Origin of the sequence: Sporomusa sp. KB1 (assembly GCF_007830295.1) — a bacterium.
Taxonomy (GTDB): Bacteria; Bacillota; Negativicutes; order Sporomusales; family Sporomusaceae; genus Sporomusa.
In genome coordinates this window covers 2,211,344-2,225,449 of the sequence record NZ_VLKC01000002.1, presented here as the reverse complement: position 1 = coordinate 2,225,449, position 14,106 = coordinate 2,211,344, and the positions used below count along the sequence as shown (strand labels likewise).

Below are 14,106 nucleotides of genomic sequence, written 5' to 3'. Positions count from 1 at the left end.
CTAGAAGGAGTAGGATAAGCTAGTAATTAAATTGCGTCTACCATCTGGGCTATTACCATTTTTGTCTTTCATATCATTGTACTGTACAGTCAGAATACCGTTTTTAAATACAGTATACTCAACACCATATTCAAAACCTTTGGTGTCGTTAAGAGCAGCAAGACCTCCCGCTACATCGCTGGATTCCGGAGTACTCCACCATTCTGGGTCAAAGGCTTTATCGGCCTTTCTATAGCCTACCCAGACACCATAGGAATGCTCTTTAGCCGCGTTGGCTCCCATGTATTTCAGATTGCTATACCAAGCTTTGGCCTCAGAGCCATTATTTACCTGTTTTGCGTTTTCAGCCCCGTTTTTACCATATTCAGCTTTTAAGACAAATTTGTTGAAGGCATAACTGAAACCAATGGCCTTCGTCTTATACTCATTATAGTCTTGACTATCTGTAAAGTAAGCTAAGCTCATGTCGAAGTTAGGAGTAAATGCATAGTTCAGATCAGCATATGCATAGTTAGGCGAATCCCAGCCTGTTGTACTATGATACTTGGCGGCACCTGCGCTAACTTTTACTTTATTGCCAAAGCTAATCTTCGCTCCATCCCAGTCATGCCAGGTATCACAAGTAAGACCTTTGCCAACAGGCAAAACCATACGACCTGCGGTAAAATTCACGCCCTCAAAAAGTTTGCCTGATAAATAGGCAAGATCTATATATGCATCGCCAGCTTCGTTAGTTTTCTTTGACTCACTGTGGAACCGGGCATTAAACGCTATATCATCTGACATCTGAGTAGACATATTTAAACGTACACGCGTTTTCATCGCAGTGGAATCTGTACCTGTACTAGGATCAACCTTTGTCCACTCATAGCGCTCCCGGAACTCTCCCGAGAACTTAATATTGCCCTGCTTCTTTTCTACCTTAGTCAGTCGAACATTTAGGCCTTCCAGTTCAGCTTCGTACTCCACAGCCAATTTTTCAATGAGGGCTTTATCCGCCGCATTGGCTTTGTCAGCATGAGCTATCGCGCTAGCAACAACGGCAGCCATTTCATAGCGGCTAACTGCACGTTCACCTTGATAACTGCCATCGCCGCCACCGGTAATGATGCCATCGTTAGCCAACTGCTGAACAGCGTCATACGACCAATGTTTTACCGGAACATCCGCGAAAGGATTAGCGGCAAACGCTGTCCCGGCAATGCTCAGTCCAAACACCAGGGCTAACGTAGCTGCTATATTCTTCTTCATCTATTTACCTCCTTGAATTCTGCATAATTATTTGTTAATATAATGTAATTGAATTTATTCATTTCTTATTTGCCGCTTTGCTCTGTTGCCGCAGAGTAAGAAGCGGCGCTTTTTTTATTTTCCTGTTCAATATTCACCTCCTTATTTGCTAATCAGCACACACTCCCCCCTCCCGTTATGTACGCTCCCGGATTATCAATTGACCTTTATCCATCTCTAGCATTATCTTTCCGAGAGCCTACAGTATTGTTCAATCCGGGCTTTATTAACTATTAATTACGTCTAAGAGGACGCCGGATTTCAGTAATTTATAGGCATTGGCAATATCGATAGTAAGATTGCGGTCTTGTGCTAAAAAAGGAATGACCTCGCGGATCTTCTGAAGCACAACCTGACCAGCATCACCCAGTCTGAATTCCGCTTCTTGCCGCAAATCACAGGCTTGCGCAGCATGGATGGCTTCGATGCCAAGAATATAATAGAGATTATCAACAATTTTCCGGGTCTTTTGCACCACATACGGAGTATTGCTGCAATGATCTTCAATATCGCCGGCAACAGCATAAAAATCCATACTTACCGGATTTGCCAGATGCCTGATCTCGGCATCTAGCGCGGTAAATGGTTTTTGAATTGTACCAAAAGCAATAACATGTTCCTGATCAGGCGTCAAAAACCGTGGCAGACCAGTAAAGTTCCCAGTGCTTAACTTGATTGTTCGAAAGCAGGCTGCCCGGGAAAGATGACTGAGTACTATCCCCAGCATTTCAAAGCCTACTGCCCAGTTAACAACTTCAAAATTGCCACACGACATGATTGCATTTTGATTCATTAGTACACAAGGGTTGTCATCAGACGAATTCATCTGGATGTCCATAAGTTCTTCGAGATAATAGAGCGAGTCGCGAACAGCGCCATGAATATGGCAGGCACAGCGAAAACAAAGCGGATCCTGCAGTGCATTGGCAATGTTCGGCGTCCAAATATAGCTGTTTTTGAGAATATTTCTCACATTGGCCGCACTTTCATTTTGGCCGCGGAAGCGGCGTATCCGGTTGATTTCCTCATTAAGCGGGCTGACATTGCCTTTAAAAGCTTCCAGGCTAAAACTATAAATTACGTCTGCAAGCGTAATCAATTTTTTCAGTTCATATAAAACCAAGGCACCCTGACCTGCCGCCAAAGCGTTGGAACTGACAAGCGCCAACCCATCTTTCGGTCCTAAAGTAATTGGTTCAAGACCAGCTTTAGTCAACGCGTTTCTAGCAAGCATCTTTTCACCATGATAATAGGCGTCACCTTCACCAATCATGGTCAAGGCAATATGTGACAAGCAAGCGATGTCAGCTTCCCCGATTGAGCCACGTTCCGGTACAACAGGTGTAATATTGTTATTGAGAAGATCACGATACATATAGGCAATCGCCGGACTCATACCGGTATAGCCCAGCAGCAGCGTATTAAGCCTTATTACGATCATGGCGCGTACTTCTGCCTGTGACGCTTCAGGACCCAAAGCTACGCAGTGAGACCTAACCATATTGACATTGAACTGATTATAGTAATCAGCCTCAATCTTTCTATCCTTATTGGCACCAACCCCAGTATTAAACCCATAAACCGGAACATTACTGTTAGCGAGTTTATAAACAAATTCTCTTGAGTCTTCCATTTTCTGTTGCGCCGCTGGAGCAATCACTACCCGCGCACCGTTGATGGCAACTTGCGCCACGTCATCAACAGTAAGATTATTGCCTGTTAATACTACTGTGTCATTATTCAAAATATCTGCCCCTCTCTGTCTTTGTGCATTATTATAATTATCTCTTACCTACCATTTCTTAATTTTATCGGCGTTTGTTGTCATAAGGTGTCAAATTATTCTTGCGACTATCTCCAACGTACTAAATATTTTTACAAAATTATTTCTGCCGAGTATATATATACCACCATTATCGTAATTCTGTTAACTTAGCGCCTACCTTAATATTCGCAAAATTCGTGCCAAAAGCGTTTATTCTTGCTAAGTAATTTTTTTCCTTCCTTATCTGCCTTTTACGTTTAAATCTCAAAAGTTAGGTGTTGTTATAATACATTATAAGAGCCAACTGCATCAAAACTTTGCGCATCATTTTATTGCGTTTTTCTTTACATTAACGCAACTATTAGCTACACTATTGTTATTATCATTAGGCGGTGAATGGGAAACATGGATGTTATCGAAAAATCATTATATTTACAGGCAATGGCCAATTACATGCAAGACGCAGTATATGTAATTGACAAGCAAGGCAACGAATTATTTTATAATAATAAAATAGAACGCTTTGAACCTTCTCAACGAAAACATATGCTTGAAGAACTGCGCGGCGTATTTCTTACAGGCAAACCGTCATTTGATAAATATAATAAATACCTTACTGTAGACCATCGTGAAGTACATATGTTATCCACAATAATTCCCATTGTAAAACAAGGGGAAATTGTGGCAGTCTGCTCAATTAACAAAAACATTACCGAAATGACTAACTTGCTTAATAAAGTATACAAGCTGCAGGAGCAATTGCAAAACTACTGTCATGACAGAAATAACTTACAAAACGGCACCAACTATAACTTTGAATGCTTAATTAGTAGCAGCCCGCAAATGTCTACAGTTATTGACAAAGCAAAAAAAGCGGCATTCAGCTTTGCCCCCATATTATTAACCGGCGAAACTGGTACCGGAAAAGAAATTTTTGCCCAAAGCATTCACAATTATGGTCCTTCTAGTTCCCATCCGTTTGTTGCCTTAAATTGTGCGGCTATCCCCGAGACCTTGCTGGAAAGCATGATTTTTGGCACAGCCAAAGGAGCCTTTACCGGCGCAGAAAACACTCCCGGCTTGCTGGCCCAGGCCGGAAGGGGCACTTTGTTTTTAGATGAAATAAATAGTATGAGTCTGGTGCTGCAAGCAAAAATGCTGCGAATCCTCGAAGAGAAAAAGTTTCGCCGGCTTGGAGGTAACCAAGAAAACCCTGTTAACTGCCGGATAATAAGTTCTACCAACGTCGATTGCCACAAGTTGCTAGCCGAAAATAAGATGCGGGAAGATTTCTATTACCGCGTAGCCGTTGTTAATTTAAATATCCCGCCCCTCCGCGAACGGCAAGAAGATATTTTGTTGCTTTCCCAATACTTTATTAGCAAATTTAACAAAGCTTACGGTAAACAGATAACCCAGCTTTCACCTGATCTGCAAGAAACCATATGTCAGCATACATGGCCGGGAAATGTTCGTGAGTTATGCCATGTGCTAGAAAATGCCGTTAGTTTTTCCGACAATGAAACAACCCTAACTTCGGCCTACCTTCCCGATTATTTTCACAAACAGTCTTCAGTCCCTATGCGGCCCGCAACGCTGGATAACACGAAAAGCCAGTCCTTACCTCAGACACTTGACGAATTAGAGCGCCAGTTGATTATCAATGCCCTCACCGCAACCGACGGTAACATTACCAAAGCCGCTCTGTCACTTGGCATACACCGTCAAAACCTGCAGGTTCGCCTAAAAAAACTGCATATTACCAAAAACATACATTTTTCTACTGTATAGTAAAGAACGCGCAAATCGCTGTGCCCTTATCCTGTTCTTAAAAAGGTTATACTTCTATTATAGTAAAAGGACCTGATTTCATTTGTGAGATCAGGTCCTTTTACTATAATTGTTAAGCAATACCCATGGTTTTTCGTAATATCTAGTTCTTCAATCCGGGTGCAGCTATCGCTGCAGGTTGGCAACTCGCTCAACCTCACTGGCTGAGGAAGCTAACTGTTGCAGTGATGCCGATATTTCCTCAGTAGCTGCCGCCTGCCGCTCGCCAACTTCGGTAGTATGAGTAACTGTACTGACCAGCAAGTTTGTTTCCTTCTGTATATTTTGGAGGATTTCTTTAATATTTGTTACCGCTTCTGCACTATTTACCGCCATTTTGCGAATTTCCTCGGCTACAACCGCAAACCCTCTACCATGTTCACCTGCCCGGGCGGCTTCAATGGCGGCATTGAGACCAAGTAAATTCGAATTGGCAGCTACTTCGCTTACAAAACGCAAAATATCATCCGTTTTTTTTATATCGGAAAGAACATGTTCCCCATTACTACGGATATTTGCCAAATCACCAGCTAACCGCGTTGCTGTATCTGCAACTTCTTCTGAAGTCGCAGATAATTGTTCAGTTGTAGCTGCTATCGCCTGTGAGGCTTCGTGGAGAGCATGTTGAGTTTCAATGCTAACAGCACTCGAAATAGCCCCTACCAGTTGACCTTCTTCAAAAATCGGCACACAGGATGCTTTAGCATGAAAGCCATATAATTCTTGAGGGAGCAATTTTTGTACACTGCGTTTTGTTTTCAGGCATTCATCTACAGCACCGCCACTGGCTATCTTTTCACCAGTTTTAGTTTGTAAGGTAAAACCTTCTGCATTAAGGAAATGTACAATAGTTCCCGCTGCATCGGCAATCAGAATGCTACAATCAGAGGTATTCAGCTTTTGGTAAAGAGTGGCCGATTGAATTGCGGCCTCTAGTTGGGTCATCCCTATTCCTCCTCATTTGAACAGCAAGCAGTCCATCACCATAGCTATTCAACATCTTTCAGCCAAACTTTATTAAGAATATTGATATGTCAAAGGACTGACACTCGTTATTTTGAGTTCAGTCCTTTGTAATGAAAAATATTACCCAATAACCTTACTAGCTACTGCTAGCAATTCTCTGTGGAGACGCTCGTCTTCTGCAATAATACCGGCTACTTTTGCCTGCATTTCCTGTTGAGTGGTTTGGTCTTTTATACTGCTTAGATTAATTTTGACATTATACAGTGCACCATGCAACCCGGCATGAGCCATTAGTCCGGCAACAGAGGCATCGCTGGCGGCATTGCTGTTGCCAATGGCTAATACCCGCACTGCCAGGGATAATACCTTTAAGCAGTTGCCAGCAACGCCCAGCGGCAACCTGGCGGCAGCTACCATGGCCTGTTGAATGGCTTCACTGCGCGCGTTTTTTTCACTTTCTGTTGCTTTCGGAAGCTTATAGGCCGCCATTACCTTGTTAAAGGCTTCCGTATCGGCATCAACACAGCCAGCAAGCTCACTGGCTAATTGATCGGCTTGAGACAGAATCCCGGTTATTTCACTTTGTACCTCCGCATATTTGCTATTGCCGACTGTCAGCCGGCAGACCATTGCCGCCAAAGCGCCGCCAAGCGCACCAGCCAGCGCCGCAATGCTGCCGCCGCCCGGTGCCGGGGAATTCGAACCCAATTCTTCCAGAAACTCGGTCAGTTTCATTTGCATTAACATATTATTGGCCTCCTTTACCCAAGGTTTTCTTCCAACACCTGTTTACGCTCAAAGCCCTCCAGCCGCAGGTAGAAATCGGCTGTATCAATAAGCGCCTGCAACGGCACCATACCAACAATTTCACTGCCAATGATGTTCACGCCATAACGCGCCGCTTCGGATTTAACAGTTTCAAACACCCGGTGCAGCGGCGTACCGGTATAATCCACCATATTGATGGTAACCTGAGCCATATTCCGTTCTTCGATCATGACCCCCATAGCCCGGCAGAATTTATAACCGCCTTTGGCCTCGCGGATACTGGCGGCAATTTTTTTAGCGATCGCGACATCACTGGTGCTTAAGTTGATGTTATAGGCGATTAAAAACTGTCTGGCACCAACGACTGTAGCACCTGCTGCCGGATGCATACGGGCAGGGCCGTAGTCAGGCTGACGTTCAGGGGTGGTGATTGCTGTTTTTAGCCCTTCATACTCGCCTTTACGGACATCAGGCAGTTTGACACGGGCAGGGGTTTTGGCAGCAGCTTCATATAAATATACCGGGATATTCAGTTTTTCACCAATTTCCTGGCCCAGTTCATTGGCAAGCTGGACGCATTCTTCCATCGTAATGTCACTTACAGGAATGAACGGAATGACGTCAGTGGCACCAACGCGGGGATGTGCTCCCTGATGCTGTTCCATATCGATAAGCTCAGCTGCTTTCGCACAGGTATTAAAGGCCGCCAGCTTGGCAGCCTGGGGATCACCGACAAAGGTAACCACTGTACGGTTATGACTGGCATCGGAATTAACATTCAGCAGCGTAACACCTTGCACATTTTTAACTTCATTCACAATTGCCGCAATTACCTCCGGCCGCCGTCCCTCACTAAAATTCGGTACACATTCTACAAGTTTTCCCACAACGAATAACCCCTCTCAACTCTATTTTTGGTCAGACTTACGCCAAGCAAGCCGTCCCTGTTTAATTACTTTATCTACAATATTCATCCCGGCGTGATACACCAAAAACAAATGTGACGGATATCCCAAAATGGCAATATCCGCTTGTTTGCCGATTTCCAGACTGCCTACCCGATCTGCCCGGTTTACCGCAGCCGCCCCGTTAATGGTCAGCGCTGTTACAATCTCTGCGGGTTCCAGTTTTAATTGAATAGCCGCAAGCGCCGCTACCAGCGGAATAGAATGACTAAAACAACTGCCGGGATTGTAGTCTGTCGCCAAGGCCACTGCTGCCCCGCTGTCAATCATGGTTCTGGCACGTGCATACGATTCGCGCAGGCAAAAGGCCGTCATAGGCAATACCGTAGCGACCGCCTGCGCTTTCCCAAGTGCCGCAATGCCTGCGTCTGAGGCCTGCAGCAGGTGGTCAGCCGAGCAAGCGTTTAGTTCGGCAGCCAGCTCAGCTCCGCCCAAAGCGACAATCTCATCGGCATGCAGCTTTGCTTTCAGACCCATAGCTTGAGCGGCTTTTAGGAGACGCCGGGACTGCGCCAGCGAAAATACTCCCTGCTCGCAGAATACATCACAGAATTCAGCAATCCCCTGCTTAACTACGGCAGGCAATACTTCTTTTATCATATAATCAACATAGTCATCAGTACGGCCTTTATATTCAGGCGGCACCGCATGCGCCCCCATAAAGGTCGGCACGATTTCAACCGGCTGTTCCCGGTTGAGTTCAGCCATTACGGCCAGTTGCCGCAATTCTGTTTCTTTATCTAAGCCATAGCCACTTTTACCCTCAACAGTCGTAACGCCCATTGCCAGCATATTGTCCAGCCGCCCAAGAGTCATTGCCTTTAGTTCTGCCAGACTAGCTGAGCGGGTTGCCTGAACCGTATTCAAGATACCGCCGCCGCGCTCTAAGATCTCCAGATAGGGAGTCCCTGCCAGTCGCCAGAAAAACTCCTCAGCCCGGTAGCCGCCAAATACCATATGGGTGTGAGAATCAACAAATCCAGGCATAACACATTGCCCGGCAGCGTCAATGACCTCCCACTCTGCCTCACTGCGTACCGGCAGTTCTGCGGTAGGTCCTACCCAGCTAATTTTGCCGTTTTCCGCAAGTAATGCACCATCCGGAATAATGCCAATATCAGCCATCGCCGCCCCCATTTTGGGAGCAGCTCCGGCGCAGGTAACCAATTCAGCCGCATGTTTAATAAGTAATTTTTCCCCTGCCATCGTTTTGCTCCTTCCTCTGCGCTATTATCGCTGCTTAGCGGTAAATACTTTATCAACAATGCTGTCAATCAGGCTTTCTGACGGAATATAAGGCAGGGTCGCGTGCCCCTTACCGGCGTACTGTTGGTTAAATTCCACAATGGTTTCCATTGAATGCTCATTTCTGGCCCAGGCCCGGCGGGCCACACCGCCAATAACATCCCACAGCATCGCCTGACGCAAAATGCTATCAACCCGTTCACTGCCGTCAAGCACCATGCCAAAACCGCCATTGATCGATTTACCAATACCAACACCACCACCGTTGTGCAGGGCAATAAGGCTCATGCCCCTTGCCGCATTGCCGGCAAAACACTGTACCGCCATATCGGCCATAACGTTACTGCCATCCTTAATATTAGCCGTCTCTCTAAACGGTGAATCGGTACCGCTGACATCATGATGATCGCGTCCCAGCATAACTGTCCCGATTTCCTTATTGCGAACCATCTCATTAAATTTCAGCGCAATCTTGAGACGGCCTTCGGCATCCTGATACAAAATCCGCGCTTGTGTCCCTACAACCAGTTTGTTTTTCTCGGCATCACGAATCCAGATATAGTTATCCCGGTCTTGTCCGCGCCGGTTGGGATCAATGCATTCCATAGCCGCCTTATCTGTCTTGTGCAAATCCTCTGGCTTGCCGCTCAGGCAGACCCAACGGAACGGGCCATAACCATAATCGAACAACTCCGGTCCCATGATATCCTCGACATAAGACGGAAAAATAAAACCGTCACGCTCGTCATATCCGTTCCGGGAAACTTCTTTAACACCTGCGTCATACACCGCTTTCAAGAAAGCATTGCCGTAATCAAAGAAATAAGTTCCCCGCTCTGCCAATATTTTAATCAGCTCAAAATGCCGCCGTAAGCTCTTATTCACCAATTCGTGGAACTGTTGCCGATCTGTTGCCAGAAGTTTTGTCCGTTCGTCAAAACTCAGACCCTGCGGGCAATAACCGCCATCATAGGCAACATGACAGGAAGTCTGGTCAGAAAGCAGGGGAATGTGCTTATTATTTTTAACTGCATATTCCAGCAAATCCACCACATTGCCATGATAGGCGATGGAAACTGCTTCTTTTTTCAGGCAATACTCCTCGGTCCAGGCAAATACTTCCTCCAAATTCGCCGAAACCTTGCTGACCCAGCCTTGGTCATAGCGGGTTTTAATCCGGGAATAGTCTACCTCGGCCACAATCCCCACTCCGCCGGCAATCTCAATGGCCTTAGGCTGTGCGCCGCTCATGCCGCCTAAACCGGAAGAAACAAACAAATGACCGCTCAAATCGCCATCAGCCGGTATACCGAGCCGCTGACGGCCGGCATTCAGCAATGTATTGAAGGTACCATGAACAATTCCCTGCGGTCCAATATACATCCAGCCGCCAGCCGTCATTTGGCCATAATTGGCTACACCCATTTGTTCGGCAATTTCCCAGTCTTCCTGGTTGTCAAACATCCCGATCATCAGTGCATTGGTGATAATGACCCGGGGCGCTTCCGGCCGTGATGGGAATAAACCCAGCGGATGGCCGGATTCCACAACAAGAGTCTGGTGGTCAGTCATAACTTCAAGGTATTTTTTAATGAGCTGATACTGTAGCCAGTTTTGACAGACACTGCCTGTTTCCCCATAGGTAACCAGCTCATACGGGTAGAGGGCAACCGCCGGGTCTAAGTTGTTGTCAATCATAACCTGAAATGCTTTTCCCTCTACACAGTTGCCTTGATAGTCATCAATTGACTTGCCCTGGATTTTTCCCTTCGGCATATACCGGTAGGCGTAAATCCGTCCGCGGGTGCGCAGCTCTTCCATAAACTCCGGTGCCAATACGGCATGAAGTTCTGCCGGTACATAACGCAACGCATTTTTCAAAGCCACCTTGGTCTGAGCCTGCGTCAAGCGAAACCCCCTGTTGGGCGCACGCCGGATTCCTTCTTGAAATACTGTCATTTCCGGTAACACATTATCCAGTTTAATTGTCATAGCATTTGCAACTTTGCTGTTATTCAAGGACATCATTACCCCTCCAAATTACCTTTTGCAATTACTATAGCATGCTTGCGTCTACGAAACGTCAAAACCATCAATAGCACGATTTGTAGATCTCTTTACTGCAAATTAGTCAAAAAACCAAAACCGTCTCCCCTGGTTTTGGTCATTTGACATATCCTTATTGCTTATTCGCTGCTGCATAGATACTGTCCAACATGTTTTGTTCAACTGTATTTCCAATTTTACTAAAAAGCTCGCTCCCTTGCCGATAATATTCCTCACAGGATAAGTTTATATAATCTGCAAAAGCTGCCTGTATCAGGGAATCTTGCTGCATCTGGATACGAACCTCCAATTTTGTCCTGAAAATAATCCCGGCCTGATAAGCATCGTGGTATTTCTCCGAAAAATCAGCCGCTTTTTCCAAATAACGGCGTCCCTGTTGCAGGCAGTTGTCTCTAATGGCTAATAAGGCCAGAATACAATGTAATGTACAATAGCTTCTGAGGCACCAATAACCCTGATACTCGCCAAGCTGTCCTTCAATAGCCCGCGCCGCTTCCAAATAAGCAGCCGCCTTGCTATATTCCCGCAAATCATAGGCTGTATACCCGGCATTAACCAGAAAAATAGCAACCCCGGCACTGCCAATACCCCGTCCGGCCACCCTTATTGCCTGTTCATAGTAATAGAGCGCTTCGGGCAAATTAGCTGCCATACGCCTTAAATCGCCAATATAATTATAACCGGCGGCAATATGCAGGCTAAACTCATCTGGCCGTTCACTCAGACGCTTGTACTGAGAAATTGATTGGCGGTAATACTGTTCTGCCAGCTCTTTTTCCTGACGTAAGGCATAAGCAATGCCCATAAACCGCTGCATCACAGCTTTTTTTTCTTCCAGGTTGGCTTCGTTTGCCGTGTTTAGCAGCTTATTAGCAAAAAGCTCGATAAGTCTGGGTCTGCGAATCTGAATGGCACAATACACAACTTGCTGACAACCTTTAATAAAGTAATCGGCAAAGCCTTTCTTCGCTGCAAGGCGTAGCAGCTGGTGAATCGCTTTTAAACCGCTGTGGTGATCCCCACGCCAAATATGATAGCGTCCCAACATCTCCAGGTAAGCCGCCTGAAATTGGTTCAACCGCTCCCAGGGCATTTGCTCGGCTGCTAAAGCCGCCAGCAAATCCTTAATTTTATCCAGATAGCCCATGATCTGCAATTTGTTTTCAAAAACAAACCCACTATATGTTCTGCTCAAATCAGGAAATAATTCATACTGCGGACAACAGTATTTTTCCGCAAGCTTAATGGTATATTCAAGCACCTTGCTCTTTTCGTTAATCTGCGAGTAGTGATAAAGAATTTCAGAATACACATCCCGCCCAAAGGAATCCTTATCCATCAGTTCTTCTAAATAACTGCCTGCCCGTTTATGAATCAGTGTTTTCCTTGACGATGACAGTTGCTCATACACATAACTTCTAATGCGAATATGGCTGTATTTATATACCGGCGCCCGTAGTCCCAGGCGTGAATCATTGATTTCCTGAATCAAGCGCTTGTGCTGCAACTCCTCAATAGCTTCCACAATTTCAAATTCATTCATCCCGCATACAGCCAGCAGCTCATTATAGCCAACATTACTAAAAAAGGCAGAAGTGACATCAAGCACTTTTCTGGCATTATCGGAAAGCACATTAACCCGTTCCTGCAAAACACTTCGCAGCCGCGGCGACAAACAGTTCACATTTTGCCCCATTTTGATCAGCTTACAGCTTTCCACCAAGAACAAGGCGTTGCCTTCAGTATACTCATATAGTTTTTGCTGCAGTCCTGTCGTAATTTTATCTGCCGGCAGCATTAGCTCAGAAAACCGAATTACTTCCGCCCTACTGAAATTTTCAACAGTAAGCTGCTCTACCAAATCATTCTGGCTAAAATCCCCGGCTAACAAGTCTACCTGGTCCTGATATTCACTCCGGCAGGTTGCGATGCACAAAATAGTTCGCCGTGCTGTCCGCAATAGCTGCCGCAGTACTGACCGTCCCTGATGATCCAGCCATTGAATATCATCCATAAATAGCAACACTTTTCTTTGCGCGGCAATCTTTTCTATGATGCCGCACATAACCTCTTCAATTATGCCGGAATGAATAGCATAACCACTTACGGCCTGATTCCGGCCAGCCATCGCAGGATTATTGAGAACTGCCGGAAAAACATACGCAATCACCTGATACCAGATAGCAGGCAATAGTTCACCACGCTGAGTAAGCAGCTCCATAACCTGGCATATAATGGAGTTCCAGGCTTTATAGGGATAATCCAGCTCCGCTTGATAGCACTGAGTCCGTAACACTGTTACATTCTCAGCAGCCATCATCTCCTGCATTCGCTGAACAATCATGGTTTTCCCAACACCCTGCTCACCGCTCAAAATAACGCACGCACAGGGAGATCGTTCTGCACAGAAATCAGTCACCCTATTTCGCAGCCAGGTTAGTTCCCGCTCGCGACCAAAAAAGCTTTCAGCCGACTGTTCTGCCGGTACTACTGCCACTCGGCTGACCAGTTTCGACCTTACACGTTCATAGACTTCCTGCGTCTTACCTTGGGGACTAATTGCCAATTCACTGCTAAGCTTACCTGCTAAACAATCATAGAACTCTATCGCTTTGGCAAAAGCTCCAGAGCGTTCATACAGTTTCATCAAGGTTCGGCACGCACTCTCATTATACTCATCCAAGAGGAGTAACTGTTTGAGATAACGTTCCGCCGCACTATAATCCTTATTATTTAACCGGCTGACAATAACCTTGGTAAGCCGGTCAATTATATTCGCTTTAAAACTGTCGCGCTGTCTGTTTACCCAGTCTTCGAAAGAATCGGCGTCCTTGCAAGCAAAACCAGCCAGGAAATCGCCCCTGTATAGCACTAGCGATTCTTCCTGAGAGACCTCATTAAATTCCTGAATATCGGTAGTAATACTGACAGCATCAGTATTTAGCAGCACCTTCGCCCGTGAGGGTGTTACAACCAATTCCTCTGCTGTCAGCTTTCTCAGCAAATAGAGGGTATTGCGCAGATTTTTTCTGGCTGCCACCTCCTCCTTATCCTGCCATAGCAAAGCTGCCAATTCTTCGCGCGACGAATGCTTCCTCACCAATAAATAATACAACAAGGCTTCGGCCTTAGAAAAAGGAAAAAACAATCGTTTGCCATTCCAGTAAACTTCAGGACTCCCCAATAAAACCGCATATAACTCGTTCATTT

Annotated in this window: 9 protein-coding genes; 1 reads left to right on the top strand and 8 read right to left on the bottom strand. The window is 45.7% G+C overall.

Translation table 11 applies throughout. From position 1 onward, the window contains the following. Together SALPA_RS13945 and hutH are read right to left on the bottom strand one after the other, a co-directional pair. Complete coding sequence (locus tag SALPA_RS13945; RefSeq protein WP_145095079.1) at window positions 1-1,251, bottom strand: S-layer homology domain-containing protein; 1,251 nt, start codon at window positions 1,249-1,251, stop codon at window positions 1-3. Between the two features lie 265 nt (window positions 1,252-1,516). After that, entirely contained in the window at window positions 1,517-3,034 is a 1,518-nt protein-coding gene (gene hutH / locus SALPA_RS13940; protein WP_145095075.1) for a histidine ammonia-lyase, read from the bottom strand. Between the two features lie 426 nt (window positions 3,035-3,460). On the opposite strand from hutH, the gene SALPA_RS13935 reads away from it, so the two are divergent. After that, a complete protein-coding gene (locus tag SALPA_RS13935) occupies window positions 3,461-4,846 on the top strand; it encodes a sigma-54-dependent Fis family transcriptional regulator (RefSeq protein ID WP_186451070.1) in 1,386 nt (461 codons plus the stop codon). A 165-nt stretch (window positions 4,847-5,011) separates the two neighbouring features. Here SALPA_RS13935 and SALPA_RS13930 read toward each other — a convergent pair whose 3' ends face one another. The 6 genes from SALPA_RS13930 to SALPA_RS13905 form a co-directional block, all read right to left on the bottom strand. Further along, window positions 5,012-5,830, bottom strand: a complete 819-nt coding sequence (locus SALPA_RS13930; protein WP_145095069.1) for a methyl-accepting chemotaxis protein — start codon at window positions 5,828-5,830, stop codon at window positions 5,012-5,014. A 141-nt stretch (window positions 5,831-5,971) separates the two neighbouring features. Continuing rightward, complete coding sequence (locus SALPA_RS13925) at window positions 5,972-6,598, bottom strand: cyclodeaminase/cyclohydrolase family protein (protein WP_145095066.1); 627 nt, start codon at window positions 6,596-6,598, stop codon at window positions 5,972-5,974. A gap of 14 nt (window positions 6,599-6,612) precedes the next feature. Next, window positions 6,613-7,506, bottom strand: coding sequence for a glutamate formimidoyltransferase (gene ftcD, locus SALPA_RS13920; protein ID WP_145095064.1), 894 nt, complete (start codon window positions 7,504-7,506; stop codon window positions 6,613-6,615). Between the two features lie 21 nt (window positions 7,507-7,527). Beyond that, on the bottom strand, window positions 7,528-8,790 hold the full coding sequence (hutI, locus tag SALPA_RS13915; protein ID WP_145095061.1) for an imidazolonepropionase: 1,263 nt from the start codon (window positions 8,788-8,790) through the stop codon (window positions 7,528-7,530). Between the two features lie 24 nt (window positions 8,791-8,814). Further along, window positions 8,815-10,857, bottom strand: a complete 2,043-nt coding sequence (locus SALPA_RS13910; RefSeq protein WP_255451202.1) for a urocanate hydratase — start codon at window positions 10,855-10,857, stop codon at window positions 8,815-8,817. A 151-nt stretch (window positions 10,858-11,008) separates the two neighbouring features. Beyond that, complete coding sequence (locus SALPA_RS13905) at window positions 11,009-14,104, bottom strand: AAA family ATPase (protein WP_145095058.1); 3,096 nt, start codon at window positions 14,102-14,104, stop codon at window positions 11,009-11,011. Window positions 14,105-14,106: the final 2 nt, after the last annotated feature.

Excerpts from the sequence above, each read along its gene's own strand:
- SALPA_RS13945 (WP_145095079.1), bottom strand. The coding sequence starts at position 1,251 with ATGAAGAAGAATATAGCAGCTACGTTAGCCCTGGTGTTTGGACTGAGC.
- SALPA_RS13935 (WP_186451070.1), top strand. The coding sequence starts at position 3,461 with ATGGATGTTATCGAAAAATCATTATATTTACAGGCAATGGCCAATTAC.
- SALPA_RS13930 (WP_145095069.1), bottom strand. The coding sequence starts at position 5,830 with ATGACCCAACTAGAGGCCGCAATTCAATCGGCCACTCTTTACCAAAAG.
- SALPA_RS13925 (WP_145095066.1), bottom strand. The coding sequence starts at position 6,598 with ATGTTAATGCAAATGAAACTGACCGAGTTTCTGGAAGAATTGGGTTCG.
- hutI (WP_145095061.1), bottom strand. The coding sequence starts at position 8,790 with ATGGCAGGGGAAAAATTACTTATTAAACATGCGGCTGAATTGGTTACC.
- SALPA_RS13910 (WP_255451202.1), bottom strand. The coding sequence starts at position 10,857 with ATGATGTCCTTGAATAACAGCAAAGTTGCAAATGCTATGACAATTAAA.
- SALPA_RS13905 (WP_145095058.1), bottom strand. The coding sequence starts at position 14,104 with ATGAACGAGTTATATGCGGTTTTATTGGGGAGTCCTGAAGTTTACTGG.